A 15,289-nucleotide genomic window follows, 5' to 3' on the forward strand; every position below is an offset into this window, starting at 1 on the left:
CTCCTCAAAATCAAAAAAAAGAGGAGCCTCAATAAAATTGTTCAATAAAGTGTATCCACCGTTATGTCCTGGTTCTGAAATTATAGGTACGCCACTTGTTGAAATTGTATCAATATAACGATACACAGTCCTTATATTCATTTCTAACTTTTCTGAAATTTGTTTTGCAGTAATTTTTTCACCTGAACGAAGCATCCATAGAATTGCTAACATATTGTCAATTTTAGGCATATAATTCCACCTCTATATGAAGTTTATTTTTTATTCATTAAAATTCTGTTCATTTTACAAAAACATTTCCTTGTTGAACTAACCTGCGTTAGTTGAATAAGAATCTTTCAAAATTAATTTTAGCATTAATATCCATTATCGGATAATTGGTTACACAAAAATAACCCTCCTCTTAAATCAATCTAAGAGAAGAGTTATTCTTTGGCAGACAAGAGATGCCATTTTTTACTATACGTAATAATCGCAATTTTAAATATAGGTAAATGTTTACAGTTCATTATTCATCTTTTTGTACTATCGATTATTTAATAGCCATGGAGTGTTGTATACCCTTATATGTAACAAAACTCGTGCTTTACTGAACACGACACTACTGGTTATAAAAGATATCTGATACTTTAAAAGATAACTTGCATTGATTTAATCGTTATTTTGCATATATACGAAGAAACCCAGCAATTTCTTTTGCTGGGTTTCTCAATTGTAAGATTTGGTCTGTTGCTGCTTTCGATAATTGATCTATGTTAACTGATTTTTAATGAAGGCTCACTCATCTTAAATTTATGATGATTTATTGAACTTTTTAGGGTTTCTTTAACTCATCCTTTATCTGTATCAAATCTATTCGATCAATCAGGTTTTACGGTTTCAAGAGTATTTTTGTGACAAATTCTATCATTTTTTATTAATAGTTTGGTTGAGTTTAATAATATTTCCTCTTTTCACGAAAAGATTACATTCCTAGCTGTAATTAATAGCGAAAAAACAAAAAAAATGTCCCAACTTAAATATATATAATTTTCTGAAAATTTAAATTAGTATAAAAGTAGATTCAAAATAACAAATAGAATGGAGAATGTCGAGATGAGGAAGTAGATGAGTTGAACGTTCAAAACCGATGTTATTTGCAAGATTTGTTGAAGACCAAAAAATAATTTAAAAAGGAGCAAACAAAATGACAAATTCAAAAAAAATCTTAATGAGTATTTTGCTTACTTCAAGTCTAGCAATACCGACGTTTAGTGCAAATGCTGACACGATAAGTAATGACACTGAAGAGAAAATTCGTGTTTATGTTGAAGCTTCTGACACTCCAACAAAATCAGCCATTAAAGGTAAGTTCAAAGTCAGATGGGAATTAACTGAAAATGGTTTCTCTACAGAAATGACAGAAAAACAATTTACTGCACTCAAAAAAAATAAAAAAGTTCAAGTCACAAAAGTGCAAAAAGTTACTTTAGATACAGATACCAAGGTTAGAGCTACTAATAATGAAGTGGCAGCAGCTGAGTATCCTACCCATCAAACTCCTTGGGGGATAAAAGCGATTTACAATAATAGTAATCAAACAACTACTTCAGGTGGACAGGGTATCAATATTGCAGTTCTTGACACGGGTGTCAACGTTAATCACTACGATTTAGCAAATACAGTAGAACAATGTAAAAACTTCACGAGCTCTACAACTGTCATTAGCGGATGTAATGATGGAAACGGTCATGGAACACATGTAGCAGGATCTGCATTAGCTGATGGAGGATCTGATGGTGCAGGAATTTACGGTGTTGCCCCTCAAGCTGATCTTTGGGCATATAAAGTATTGGGAGATAACGGATCTGGATACTCTGACGATATCGCTGCAGCAATACGTCATACGGCAGATCAAGCAACATCAACTGGGACAAAAACTGTCATCAATATGTCTCTTGGTTCTTCTGCCAATAATAGTCTAATCTCAAGCGCAGTTAATTATGCGTATAGTAAAGGAGTTCTAGTTGTAGCCGCTGCTGGTAACTCAGGTCCTAATCAAGGAACAATCGGATATCCAGGAGCTCTTGTAAATGCAGTTGCAGTTGCAGCTCTTGAAAACGTTCAGCAAAACGGTACGTATCGTGTAGCTAACTTCTCTTCTCGTGGGTATGCTTCTACTGATGGTGATTATGTCATACAACAAGGAGATATAGAAATTTCTGCACCGGGTGCAGCGATTTACTCTACTTGGAACAACGGTGGTTATAATACAATCAGTGGTACTTCAATGGCAACACCTCATGTTGCAGGATTAGCAGCAAAGATCTGGGCTCAAAATCCAGGCTGGTCTCACACTCAGTTACGTAGTGATTTACAAAACCGCGCGAAAAATTACGATATCAAAGGCGGTACTGGAGCAACAACAGGTGATGATTATGCTTCAGGTTTTGGTTTTGCTAGAGTGAACTAAAGATTTTAATATTAGTAAAAAGCTCAGCAAAATCCTCACAAAAAAATGGCTACTAATCATGTAGCCATTTTTTAATGCGTGATATTTGAGTTTGTTAGTATTTTGAAGAAAACCTTTCATGTATACTCTTGAAAGGTTTTTATTTTATTTAAAAGGTTTTACGTCTGTAGGTCGAGGCAATTCATCTTCGGCTAAGTTAATTGAGTTATCTCCAAATCCGAAGATTAAAGTTATAGCAAACAACAAAAATAGGTATCTCTTTTTCATTTATTACATATCCTCCCACTGAATAATATTATTTTGTTTAAATAAAATTTGATTAGCCTTTTTAAAGTAAATCCCTGCTGTTTTAAATTTGTTTTCATTAAAATAATGTTCTGCTAATAAAATTGAATACTTTTGTACATGACGATTATCTTGGATTATCTCGAAATATTTTATTGCTTTTTTTAATATTTCTTCAAGTTCATTACTAGAACTATGGATTGAGCTGTATATACAAAAGTTAAAATAGTTAGAATGGATAGTATGATTAGAATTTAATTCGTCTTCATTAATCTTTCCTAATCCTCTTTCACACCAATTAAGCACTTGACCTGCATTCTTTTGCTTGGAATATTCTTTGACAATTGAAAGAACGGTTAATAAATATCCTTCTGAACTACTCTCACCTCCTTTACATTTTAAACTGAGATTAAAATACTCAATTGATTTAGTATGATTTTCTTGAATTGAATATAAAGAACCTAAATTTTGAAAAATTATTCCCTTGTATGCATCTAGTTTATAGTCTCCTGCAAGTTTACTAGCTAAATGATAATGCTTTTCTGCCTCTTTGTATTTTTTCATTTTTTTGTAAGCCAAACCCATTACAATATAATTATCAATTGCTCTTTTAAGTAAAAGGTTGTCTGTATAATATCTAAGTGACTTTGATGCATAGTTGATCGAATTGAAAAATTCATTATTCTTAAAATATGTCATGCTAATCACATTGTAAAAATCTGCATATTCCCAATCTTCATTTGCAATATGATGGACAAGTCCTAGAGATTGTTCCAATTGATTTAAAGATTTCGAAAAATCCCCTTTCATCAAGAAATAAATACCCAGGTTTAAGTTAAACACAAATCTTTGGTTATCATCAAATTCGTCATGCATTTTCATTATCACTTCATAGTAAGATTGTATGCTTTCATTCACCTCATCTAGAATCAACATTAACCGAAACATATAGAGATTGTAGTTATAATAATTTTTTGGTTGCATGAAAACCACTTTACTAGTAGAGAATTCAGCTAAAAATTTTGTAATGATTGTCTTGTTCCTATTATGAATCCCATCTTTGTATAAATTGTAAAAGCTTTCTATTAGAGTACTTTCCTCTTCTTCCGAAACTTCTTCTATTTCTAAGTTAAGTCTTTTGAGTAAAAGGGATGTGATGTCCACACTTGGAAAAGTTGAGTTATTCTCGATTTTGCTGAGATAAGATGTAGAACAGATCCCCCTCGCTAATGAAATCTGTTTAACATTTTGATTCAATCGTTCTTGTTTAATAATATGTCCAATACTTCTCATATTTTTCCTCCTCTTTTTCAAGAAAATTATGTAAACATACTTTTCTATATTCCTTTTAAAGCAGGAAAAACCCTCTATAATTATCCGAAAATTTTGAACATAATGTAAATGCAATAAAGAATAATTTATAGGGTAGCGTCAAGAATTTTGTGTAAATTCAGAAAAAATTTTCATGTAGGTACACCCATTTTTTACTCTTCTTGGGAAGTAGTATCCCGAGGATGATACCTTGCCATGTTGTGAATAAATCGATTATGCATTTTAGCGTTAGCTCCACGACCTACATTACCTGTGTCGTGATAAAATATACCGGTGAATGGAAGAAGTAGCAGTTAAGATGTGGCGAAATAGCTAAAGGAAGCAGGTAGAAGTAATAATCCAATATATAAATAAACAAAAAGAATTAGTTTCAAAAAAAGCTGTTGTTAAATAAAGGGAATACTGTATTTGTTTTCAGATACTTTCTAAGTGTATGCAATATAAATATCGAAATAAACTATTAAATTGTAGTAGCAGCAACTTGTGTTAAGATTGTTTTTTATTATTAATGATAATTATAAACTAATATCATATAGTGCTTAAGTTTTATAACTAAATTATTTTATAGGGGATAAGAAGTTGATGAAAGCAGAAATAAATATTAAGACGATTACAGATATTTTAAACGGTGTAAATACATCTATAAAAAATATTATTCCGTTAGAACTACAAATAAGTAAACCAAGTATCTTGACTTTTCCCTTAGTAATCCAATTCGGGGTTTTAATAGGGGTTGTTGGAGAGGTTAGAGGGAAAATTCTATTTGCGGGTGAGCCAGCTGTATTCAGTGGGATTGCATCAGCTATGTACGGAATGTCGATTGAAGGAGACATGCTTACATCCTTTAGTGGAGAGCTAGGCAATATGATTGCTGCAGGAATTTCTACGTACATGGCAAGCCAGGGAGTTACAACGGATATAACTTCACCGTCCATTTTTGAAGGGAATACTAAGCTATCCGGCTTCGAAAGAGCCTATCATATACAAGTCTCTAGCGAGAATACAGGTATCCTCCACATTTATGTACTGTTAGATTAAAACGAAGTAAGGGTACTTGGAATGGAAACCAATCAATAATCATCGTACTTGATTTAGAACGTGTCTTAAATTTAGTGGAAATAAAAGAAACCCAAGACGTTCATGTACATGCACAAAGTGCGATATTTGAGGAACTCAAAGTGTTTAGAATTTTAGTAACAGATGATGCAGCTTTATGCATATGCAGTTAAAAGCTATGTTAACCAGGCTTGGGCATGAGATCGTTGGGGAAGCAGAAAACGGTCAAGTGGCAATAGAACGATATGAGACTCTACGTCCAGATTTAGTAACAATGGATATTACGATGCCTGAAATGAATGGAATCGACGTGTGTTCCGCAATGGGAGAAGCTAGCATGGTTCTAAATGCCATTAAATCAGGAGCTAGCGACTTCTTGGTGAAACCTTTTACTATGGAACGTATTAAAGAGACATTAACCAAAATGTTTCATAATGCTTATAATAAAAAGAGGAGTGAATCGGTAACAAGAGATGTTCAATTAATTCACAAAGTGTAGCACCATCCACGGAAGAGCAACTAGCTTCTATGGAAGTAATATCTTCTGCTTTGAATGGGTTATCTCAAATGGCGATGAATTTATTGGAATTATTTAGTAGATTTAAACTATAAAGAGAACACTCCTGACTAAATCGTAAAAGGCGATTAAAGTCAGGAGTTTGTCATTATATACTATATATCCATGTGATATGGGAAGGAACATTGGTCTATGTCAACTAAAGTCACTGTAATTAATCAAGAAAGAGCCAATCTAACTGAAGAAAATATGCAGAGAATAATCGATCAATGGAAAAAAGAAGCATCCATTCATCAAATTAAAGTACCTAGAAACACGGAGGAACTTTGCATTTATTTCTTAAACGAAATGGATGAGCAAGGCGTTTTGCTCCAATCTATTCGAACCATTTCACAGAGAAGTGGTATCAGTGTAAATAGAACAATCGCAATATTAGAAAAACTAGAGAAATTAAACATCATCTATAAAAATTACGGAATAGTAGGTATACAAGATTTTAAATTATGGTTGTAAAAAGAGTGCAACCCTACCGCAATCCTATAGGGTATTAAGTGTCAAAATTTATTCTTTCACTAATTAATTTGAATGCGATTTTCCTAGTTAGTCAATTGAAATGTCCAGTTGCACCTTAATTCCAATATTTATTAAACGCTTTCATACTGAAAAATTAAACAACAACACTTTCTTGGAAAGAGTTAATCGATTTATCAGCTGAAAACTCATATAACATAGTCTGAAATAAAATTTTGAAGAAATAAAAACAGTATTAGTTCCTCTTTCTCTCTAATTATTGTTTGCTCCTTACCAAATCGAAAACATTAAATTTCAAGACAAATTCTTTGGTATCTGTTTAATAAGACATCAAGTTCTTGACTGCAAGTTACCACACGAGAGTCCAAAAGACCATAACGTCTGGCTTTCTTATACATATCTCGTTTTTTGAATTTTATTTTTCCTAGCAATATGTTTTTAATTAACAACAGTTTCACATTATTCTCCCCTTCATAGCATAAGGCTTTGATTCCCTTGAACTGGAAACAACCTTTCCTATTGTAATGTAAAGGCGGAGTGAAAAATGTCGAAACTTGACCTAATTAAAAATATTCGCAAAATTGTCACATTTATCCCGAAACCTTAAGGCAATAGATGTTCATAATAAGACTAGAGCATTTAGCCAAATTTAAAGGAGTTAATAATAGAACTTATGGGGCTATCCATTAGAAATTCTTGTTGCATGCTAACAGTGCGATTTAATTATATATTATGAATCATTTATTACTACCATTTACTAAACGATTTATGTAGTGTATTCTTTTACATAAGTTGATCCTTTTAATAGATTTGGACAGGAAAATCACCTGCCTTTCTATTAATAAGGACTTTTTTTGATTTTTTAACCTTTTTGGGTATTTTGAAATAATTATCTTAAAGAAAAAACACAGCCTTTTTTTATTAAAAGCTGTGCTTTTAATTGCTCGAAAGAGCGTATTTTTTAAAAAAATTAACTCTTTCATATACAAGAATGGTGAAAAAACTTAATTATCTAGTTTTTCAGCTATGCGGTCTATCCTTCGGCATTCCTTTTTCATTAGAATGGCTTTAGCCTAGTTCAACCGAATCTACCTGTGCTTCACACCCCATGATCAGTCAATCAGGAAGCATGCAGGAGTATTGATGGGATAGTTTCAAGAAACAAGGCTCCGTCATTCCTATCCTTCGTTGTAAAGCTAAAGTTTTATTTTATATAAATCTCCTGTTGCGCTTATAACAGAACTTGTCGCGCGCACCCGTTAATTGAAGTACAATACTTCACAATTTCCCTAATACGCTTAGTAACTTCACCACTCTTGGCCATGTACATGACTTCCACAATAATGCCCCTCTGCATTGACTTCAAGATAAGTTCTTTCATATAAATTCCTCCAAACATAGGAACGTTCTCTCTGATTATTAGAGAACATTAGTTCTTATTAAATTACAATTATAGAGAAATTAAAAATCAAACCCTTTTTAATGGGAAACTAACAAAGAATATGTCATAAAAAACGAAGTTTTTCACAAGATATTTCCCAACAAGATTACTTATGAGATTATACTTGAATAATTTATACTGATTTGGTTATTAATAATTATTTTTTTACCAATTAGTCTCAAATTTTTATGTCAATCTGGTTTTATATTTTATAGAAATGCTTTTAATCATTTCTTATGTACTAGGAGGATTATTATATGAAAAGAAGAATATTAATTGTGGATGATCAAGAAGGAATTCTAATGCTATTAAAGGAAGTCTTTAGTAAAGATGGTTTTGAAACTTATTTAGCTAGTCGTGGGATAGAGGCTCTACAAATAATAGATCAAGTAAAAATCGATGTTGTATTACTTGATTTAAAATTACCCGTGATGGACGGAAAGGAAATTTTAAGACAGATTAAAGTAAAACATCCAGAAGTTCCTGTAGTGATGATGACTGCATACCAAGAGAACACATTTACAGAGGATCTATTCTCTGAAGGAGCTTCACACTTCATTTCCAAACCGTTTGACATAAATGATATAAAGGATGTCGTTTATAGTGTCCTTGGAAAAAATAAAACCATGTGTAAATAATTCTTTTGCATGCATATTAAAAAACACCTCTTGTTCAAGATTCTTGACGTTTTTAAAGTAGATAATACCTAGCAATAAATTGTGTTAATGTATGTATTTCGACAGTAGAATTGTTTTATTTGTTTATCAACTTTTTAAATCGCACACATGCCTTCTAACAAAATTCTTGCATCCTTATGCAAATAAGTAGTAATGTCATCGCGCAAAAGCAATTCACATGGTTTTTTACTACATTCTTATCCCTCGTACATTAAATCTTGAGGCGTACAAGTTAATGGTCCACAAATGTAAAAGTATATTTAAAAACGTAGGTATCGAATAGAAAGAGATCATAAATTTGAAATCGCTAACCTGGTGATCCCCATTAAATTTAATTTCAACATCATCGTTATTCAAATTTATATCAAAACAACATTGATAATAGTTATTCAAAAAATAACTCCTGTTTTTTGTAATCAAGATTTCCAATTAGACTATATTCTTATTATTAAGTTCCATTCTTATCAATTAATTTAACCCTACTTTATCTTTAAACTCCCTGTCCTTAATGCATTAAAACCTGCAAAATATTTCCTGCTTATTCAATTTAATGCTGCGTTAGTAAATAAAAAAATGCAAAAAACACTTTACTCCTTCTTGAAGTAAAGCACCGGTTAGTACAATAAGAAAGGACCAAAATGGTCCTTTCTTGTTGTACTATTCTATCGACCTATCACTCGGTTACATTTTTTATAACTGCCATTTCCTTACCGAACCTATCACCATTATCAATAAATCCCAAACTCGAGTATAAATTATGTGCTCCTAAGTTTTCAGGGTGATAGCCTACAACAATCTTTTTGGCATTCGGTAATTTAGCCATTTCTGAAATCATTAATTTGGTTGCAGCTTTACCTATACCCTTGCCTTGGTTTTCCTCGTCCACCATTATTCTATAAATCCAATAACCATCAAGTTCTTCTTGAACGGAATTGTACATCAAAAAGCCAACTATTTTATCATCAACATAAATAGCATATGGCTTTTATGTAGGCTCAAACTTTGACTGAGCTATTGATATAGCATTGGGCTCCATGTATTCTTTTTGTTCTGCTGATACCTCTAATTCGCAACATTCGTACCAGTTTTCTGCATTTAATTCTTCAATTTTCACATTTTCTCTACTCATAATTTTCCCCTTTCAAAATTCGGGGAAACGCTAAACAACCTTGTTAAGTAGTCGTTATCCCCTTGTAGTCATTAATAATAAAATTTTTTTTATTTGTCATAATGAACGCCTCCTCTAACAACTATTGACTACAAATTATATCAATTAATTTTCAGACTTTTTAATTATACTATCTTTACCCATTTAATTCCCTCTTAAAATAATTAACTTTCTTATTCAACTAAACTGCTGCGTTAGTTCAATGACCGTCCCAAAATAACTGATACGACCCTTTCTTGTTAATTCCATTACCTCTGCATATAAATTTTTCAAATGGGAACAATTATAAAAAGTTTTTTTCTAGAGAAGGGAGGATTTCGTGAAATGGAAGTTTTATTAAGAGAATTAAAAGATAAGTTAGGAAATAATGATGATTTTTTTATATTTGAGGAGCAATTTTTTAACGTCCCAGTTGTGTTATTGGGGTTTAGGAGTCTTATTGACTTGCCCAAAACGTTAGTAACTATTAAAAAAAACATTGAATCAATACACCAATATGATAAACCGTTTGAAAATCTTTTAAATAAGATCGGAGAAGTAAAAGAGAGCAATACAAAAGAAGCTATTTCAGCTATCGTAGACGGAAAACTTCTCCTTCTCTTACATAAGGAAAACATTAAGAAATATGTAATAGTTGAACCTGTTCTGCAAACACTAAATCGTTCAATACAATCCCCCACAAATGAAAACGTTCTTGAGGGACCATTAATTTCTTTTATAGAAGATATTGATACAAATATAGGCATTATTAGGAAACATATAATTTCAGAAGGGTTACAGGTAAGGTCATATACATTTGGTACCAATCAAAAAAAGAAACTCTCTCTCCTTTATTTTGAAGGAATTGTTAAGATAGATTTACTGCATAAAATCATGGCACAATTCGAAAGGAACGAAGACCATGAACTTAACAACGTACAAGACTTAACCAAGATGATGGGCTTTTCTACTTGGATAGCGGTTCCACAATTAAAAACAACTGAGCTCCCACAAGAGGCCAGCAATTCCCTGTTAAAAGGGAGGATTGTTATATTTCTGGATAGAATGCCTATCGCCTTTATTCTACCTGGACTGTTATGGGATATGTTTGCTCTTGAGAATGACAGGAACTTTCCCGTCCCTTTCATGGTCTCATTTCGTTCCCTACGTGTAATCGGTGTACTTATAACTATGTTATTACCTGGTCTATATGTTGCCTTGGTAGCCGTTAATCCAGAAGTGTTGCGAATAGAATTAGCGTTATCCATTGCCCAAAGCCGTAGTGGTATCCCTTACCCTGCTATTGTAGAAATAATACTTATGTTCGTTATTCTGGAATTAATCATAGAGGCAAGTGTAAGGCTTCCTAAAAGTATTGGTCCGACTATAACCATGGTAGGAGGAATCATACTTGGACAGGCAGCAGTGGATGCGCAGTTAGTGAGTAACCTGTTGGTTATTGTACTTGCTGCTACAGCGATAGCAAACTCGACTATTGTAGGATTTCAAAACTCTCTTACGATAAGAATTATTAAGTATTTAATCATTTTCCTGGCTTCTATATTCGGCATTTTAGGAATATTAGGAGGTATTGTCTTGGTCTGTGCATATTTAGCAAGCATCACTACTTTTGGGGTTCCTTACATTTACTTTAACTCGACAAAGGAAGAAATAAAAAATGGATAAAAGTTCTCAAGTGGTACTAATATACATCTTAACGCATTTAGGGCTTATTTTTTTTATGTACCCTGCAAGCATTATTGCAAGTACCGAAGAAGGGCACTGGATGCCTATCATGACAGGTGTAATTATTAATTTTATCCTTATTGCTATATATATGAAGGGACTAAGTTATTTCCCGAACGAAGATCTCATCTCCATTTATCTGCGATTCGGAAAGGTCGTTGCTTTTATTTTTTTATTACCGGTTACCCTTTATTCCATTATTATTTATACCATCACTGTACGGGCTAACTCTGAGATCATATCGGTTGTCTTGTTATCCGAGACCCCACTTTGGGCAATCATGGCTCTATTAGTATTCATTTCGACTTATTTGGCCATAAAAGGTGTGGAAACAATACTCCGCACCGCTGTACTTTTATCCTGCCTGTTTCTCCCTCTGCTCATTTTTATTTTTTGTCTCTCTTTTCAGTATGTCGATTGGCACTATATATTTCCGATTATCGATAAACAATTTTCTTTTATAATGGATTCTTCATTTTATAAAAGCATTTTTGCAGTTGGAGGATCTTTTTTGTTTTTAGGTTTTATCCGACCATATGTATCCTACCAGAGGAAACAAATTTTGATAGCCGCTATCACCCTTATTCCCTTTTTCATTTTTTCGGTCTATATCCCGATATCTATTTTCGGACAGGCTACGGCCTCCAATCTTTTATTTCCTTTTGTCGTTGCAATTGATACTGTCAACTTAAACTGGTTGATGTTCGACAGGGTTTCTATGTTTTTCCTGATGGTCCTAATGACCTTTATCATGTTATATATTTCATTGTTACTGTGGAAAACAGTCCGTATTTTGAATACCTGTTTTCCAACGATTAAACCTATTTATCTTACGATAACTCTTGCATCACTTATTTTTACTAGTTGTCTGATGATTCCAGGTTGGAAGGATGTCGAACGTCTTCTTACGTTGAACATATTCTTGGAATTGTACGTATTAATTTCGGTGCCGATATCTGTTTATTACCTTGGGTTTCGATTAAGGAGGGGCATTAAATATGAGAAAAATTAAAAACGCAATAACCATTACAATCATTTCTCTCTTATCATTTACCCTTAGCGGCTGTTGGGATAACAAGGATATTAATCACCGATCCATGCCTGTTGTGCTGGGTATTTCTAAGGAAAATGAGGAGTATAAAGTCTTTCTTCAGATTCCACAACCCTCTCAGAACTCCATTAAAACCGAAGTAGTAATAGAAACAGCAAATACTGTGATTGATGCGGTGGATAAAATAAGTGCTAATTTGGAGAGCGATATAGACTTGCATCATGTGAAGGTCATTATGATTGAAGATGAATTAGCCCAAGAAGGAATGAATGACTTGATTTCCGGATTTATGAGATCCTCTGATGTTCCTCCAAGAACAATAGTTGCCATCTGTAGTGATGACTTTGATCAATTCTTCTCCAGAATGAAGCAATATCAGGCACCTGAAGGGACAGAAGGGACAGCTCTTTTGGATTATTTTGAAAAAGATGCGGGATGGACTCCACATATAGCGCTGACTAGAGTATGGCAGGTTTATCGAAGTATCCATTCTTATACTAAGGACGTTGCCATCCCCATTTTAAGAATAGGGGAAACTACATTAATTGAACAAGTAGGCTCCGCGGTAATAAAAAACGGGAAGATGGTCGAGCAAATTGACTCTGATGAAACCCTTTTATTCAATGCCTTTAATAATCAAAGCACCAAGGGGAAAATTGAAGTCATGAATCATGGGAGCGTTTTGATCGTTGGTAGTACAATTGAACATGAAAGTAAGTTTAAGAATGAAATCCCCTATTTGAAAAGTGAGCTTAAGCTGAAGGTGACGGTACTCGAAACGAGAGGAAATCCTTCTGAAGAAGCGTTAAAACGTGAATTGGAGATGCAACTTAAAACTCGATTCGATGAAATGTTCACTAAACTACAGACAAATAAAGCCGATATTATAGGGATCGGACAATTTTTTAGAACCAAGATCCCTCGAAAGGAATTAAAGTATTGGCGCTCGAAGTACTATCCAAAATTATCTTTAGATTTTCAAGTTCATGTAGACATTCAGAACAGCGGGGATTTAAAATTGCGCTCTGATTAAATGTTCATTAAGTTCCTATTATCCCGTGTTAAATAATCAATTTGTTTTTGCATTTTTATCAATTGTCTATCTTGATTTTCAAGACTCTTCTCTCTTCTTCCAACGCTAGAACCGCTACAATCGTTCCAAAAGCATCGCCTAATGTATCTATTGTTGAAGCAATTACATCAAGCTCAAGAGCAGTTAGCAAATTCAGACCTTTTTGACCAAATTCCGTATTACTTTTATTCAGTGTCATGGCCACCTAATTATAAATCGATGAAACTATTTTTTTTCATCTTATTTAATGCAACAGATTACTCCTTTGTGAAAAAACAAATGTAACAAAAGCATGGCAATAAATACCATCCATTTATTGCCACGTGGTTTGAACGTACGACGCTACTCGAACAAAGCTGCCCCGTTAGTACAATAAGAAAAAGAGTTGCGATAAGCACTCGCGACCTGGTTAGAGAAATTTGCAAGCTGGACCAGAATTATTGGATACGCTAGCAAAGTGGAGTGGCCGGTCGTCAAATATCCGGGGTTTCCCTACTTGGCCGTGCGGGCACTTGTTTCAGTTTTTTATAATGTATATAGAAGAGGAACGAGAGCCAAATCGAAAAATGCACAGTGGATGGATGGGAAAAATCTAATTACAAAAGAGTTAAATAAAATGCCCGATGGAGAAGGAAGTCAAGAGATATTATTGCTGGTAAACCAATGTAGAAAATAGGGTGAAAAAGACCACTTCTATAAACTAGTCAACGTCATTATAGTTTGTTCCTATACAAAAATAGAAACTCATTTTTAAAAGAACAACAATTTCTAGTGGTATCCACACAAAATATCAAGAATTGCCCATTAGGCAAGTAATTGGATAGAGAATATTGAGTATTATTTAAAGCGAACCGTATCATAAAGTCATTTGGAGTTCCCCCTTTACCTTGTAGCGAATTTTAATACTTTTCTTGTTCCACTAAATGCTGCTTTAGTTCAATAAGAAAAAGAGCTGACTACGCAGCCCAATGATCATTAACTAAAGCTCCAGTTAATTCAATAAATGCTTAAGTAATTTGGGAACCATCTCTTTGTACTTAACAAAAAAATCTTTTGTAGAAAGAACTGCAAAATAAGAAGAGACATCTAAATTAGCTAATAGACATTCATCATAAATTAAACTAATATTCAATTCTTTTTGAGGTGCATTTTCTTTTTGTACCAGTGAATTCGCCAATTCCATATATAATTTTTGTCCTACATCATCAATAGACCTTTCTACTGAAAAACGTCCAGCAAAGCTGTCCCACCAAATTTTATAAGATTGATATATTTCAGTATAATCCGTTAGATTATCGTCACTTTCTTTGAATAATCTTTGATAAAATAAATCTTTCTCTTCATTGAAAATTTTTATATCATTCATAGGATGTTCAGAAATTCTTCGTGAAACTTCATCCCATGACTTTTTAAAACAAAATTCAAAATCTTCTTGAAAGATATACTTAATTGGTTTGTAAGGGAATTTGAACTCTTCTTTACTCTGATTTTGATTAAGAAATATATTTTGGAGATATACCAAAAAGTTCAACGAATAAGTAGCCTCTGTTCTCATTTGCAATGAATTCCCCATTTATTTACCTCCTGATTTACCTATTACTTATTCCAATAATAGATTTTTTACAATCTTTGTTTAACTAACCTGCTGCGTTAGTTCAATAAGCAAAAGAACTCATACGAAGCCGGAGAATCTTCAACTCGTCGAGTAGAAGGGAACCTCTCTACCTTACGGTAGATTGTGTTCCTCCCCCCTCACAGAACCGTGCTTGCGCTATTTACGCACACGGCTCCTCCTAGTCACCATTCACAAAATGTAGCTAATCTTCTTTCTTAAGTCGTAAATATTCACCTTAACTTTTGGTGAAGGTAACGGATATTTATGAAGAAAGAGTCTGAATTTATCCCAAGTAAAGGATTTTCTTTGACTTCTTCTGTTGAGCCATTTAAACAGTAAATATTGGATTTTGTCTTTAAATTTGTTA

At 33.2% G+C, this 15,289-nt stretch carries 13 protein-coding genes and 2 pseudogenes; 8 read left to right on the top strand and 7 right to left on the bottom strand.

The features are described from left to right. On the bottom strand, window positions 1-231 hold a 231-nt coding region (locus AC3EA5_RS13805), incomplete at its 3' end, for a helix-turn-helix transcriptional regulator (RefSeq protein ID WP_488606696.1). Window positions 232-1,186: 955 nt separating this feature from the next. Between AC3EA5_RS13805 and AC3EA5_RS13810 the strand changes: the two genes are divergently transcribed. Further along, on the top strand, window positions 1,187-2,452 hold the full coding sequence (locus AC3EA5_RS13810) for a S8 family serine peptidase (protein ID WP_488608867.1): 1,266 nt from the start codon (window positions 1,187-1,189) through the stop codon (window positions 2,450-2,452). 144 nt (window positions 2,453-2,596) lie between these two features. Here AC3EA5_RS13810 and AC3EA5_RS13815 read toward each other — a convergent pair whose 3' ends face one another. Both AC3EA5_RS13815 and AC3EA5_RS13820 read right to left on the bottom strand, forming a co-directional pair. Continuing rightward, window positions 2,597-2,719 carry a hypothetical protein gene (locus AC3EA5_RS13815; RefSeq protein ID WP_488608868.1) on the bottom strand — a complete coding sequence of 41 codons (123 nt, stop codon included), beginning with the start codon at window positions 2,717-2,719 and terminating at the stop codon, window positions 2,597-2,599. A 3-nt stretch (window positions 2,720-2,722) separates the two neighbouring features. Further along, window positions 2,723-4,030 (bottom strand): helix-turn-helix domain-containing protein, encoded by a 1,308-nt coding sequence (locus tag AC3EA5_RS13820; RefSeq protein WP_488608869.1) that lies wholly within the window; start codon window positions 4,028-4,030, stop codon window positions 2,723-2,725. A 621-nt stretch (window positions 4,031-4,651) separates the two neighbouring features. Here AC3EA5_RS13820 and AC3EA5_RS13825 point away from each other — a divergent pair. The 3 genes and pseudogenes from AC3EA5_RS13825 to AC3EA5_RS13835 all read left to right on the top strand — a co-directional run bounded on the left by AC3EA5_RS13825 (window position 4,652) and on the right by AC3EA5_RS13835 (window position 6,155). After that, window positions 4,652-5,107: a chemotaxis protein CheX gene (locus AC3EA5_RS13825; protein WP_488608870.1), complete on the top strand. Its 456-nt coding sequence runs from the start codon at window positions 4,652-4,654 to the stop codon at window positions 5,105-5,107. Window positions 5,108-5,247: 140 nt separating this feature from the next. Continuing rightward, window positions 5,248-5,555, top strand: a pseudogene (locus AC3EA5_RS13830) (response regulator); the annotation flags it as partial. Window positions 5,556-5,834: 279 nt separating this feature from the next. Then, window positions 5,835-6,155: a hypothetical protein gene (locus AC3EA5_RS13835; RefSeq protein ID WP_488608871.1), complete on the top strand. Its 321-nt coding sequence runs from the start codon at window positions 5,835-5,837 to the stop codon at window positions 6,153-6,155. 305 nt (window positions 6,156-6,460) lie between these two features. Here the strand turns inward: AC3EA5_RS13835 and AC3EA5_RS13840 are convergent, their stop codons facing one another. After that, a complete protein-coding gene (locus AC3EA5_RS13840) occupies window positions 6,461-6,631 on the bottom strand; it encodes a Spo0E family sporulation regulatory protein-aspartic acid phosphatase (RefSeq protein ID WP_488608872.1) in 171 nt (56 codons plus the stop codon). A 1,240-nt stretch (window positions 6,632-7,871) separates the two neighbouring features. Here AC3EA5_RS13840 and AC3EA5_RS13845 point away from each other — a divergent pair. Continuing rightward, on the top strand, window positions 7,872-8,252 hold the full coding sequence (locus tag AC3EA5_RS13845) for a response regulator (RefSeq protein ID WP_488608873.1): 381 nt from the start codon (window positions 7,872-7,874) through the stop codon (window positions 8,250-8,252). 712 nt (window positions 8,253-8,964) lie between these two features. Here AC3EA5_RS13845 and AC3EA5_RS13850 read toward each other — a convergent pair. Beyond that, window positions 8,965-9,420 (bottom strand): annotated as a pseudogene (locus tag AC3EA5_RS13850) (GNAT family N-acetyltransferase). A gap of 363 nt (window positions 9,421-9,783) precedes the next feature. On the opposite strand from AC3EA5_RS13850, the gene AC3EA5_RS13855 reads away from it, so the two are divergent. Genes AC3EA5_RS13855 through AC3EA5_RS13865 form a run of 3 tightly spaced genes read left to right on the top strand, consistent with a single transcriptional unit; the run spans window position 9,784 to window position 13,268 of the window. Next, window positions 9,784-11,124: a spore germination protein gene (locus AC3EA5_RS13855; RefSeq protein WP_488608874.1), complete on the top strand. Its 1,341-nt coding sequence runs from the start codon at window positions 9,784-9,786 to the stop codon at window positions 11,122-11,124. Then, entirely contained in the window at window positions 11,117-12,196 is a 1,080-nt protein-coding gene (locus tag AC3EA5_RS13860; RefSeq protein WP_488608875.1) for a GerAB/ArcD/ProY family transporter, read from the top strand. The genes AC3EA5_RS13855 and AC3EA5_RS13860 overlap by 8 nt, the downstream gene beginning before the upstream one ends. Continuing rightward, entirely contained in the window at window positions 12,183-13,268 is a 1,086-nt protein-coding gene (locus AC3EA5_RS13865; protein ID WP_488608876.1) for a Ger(x)C family spore germination protein, read from the top strand. The genes AC3EA5_RS13860 and AC3EA5_RS13865 overlap by 14 nt, the downstream gene beginning before the upstream one ends. A gap of 58 nt (window positions 13,269-13,326) precedes the next feature. Here the strand turns inward: AC3EA5_RS13865 and AC3EA5_RS13870 are convergent, their stop codons facing one another. Then, on the bottom strand, window positions 13,327-13,506 hold the full coding sequence (locus AC3EA5_RS13870; protein WP_488608877.1) for a hypothetical protein: 180 nt from the start codon (window positions 13,504-13,506) through the stop codon (window positions 13,327-13,329). Window positions 13,507-14,298: 792 nt separating this feature from the next. Next, window positions 14,299-14,880 carry a hypothetical protein gene (locus AC3EA5_RS13875; RefSeq protein ID WP_488608878.1) on the bottom strand — a complete coding sequence of 194 codons (582 nt, stop codon included), beginning with the start codon at window positions 14,878-14,880 and terminating at the stop codon, window positions 14,299-14,301. Window positions 14,881-15,289: the final 409 nt, after the last annotated feature.

The sequence above is a fragment of the Paenisporosarcina sp. genome, assembly GCF_057785155.1.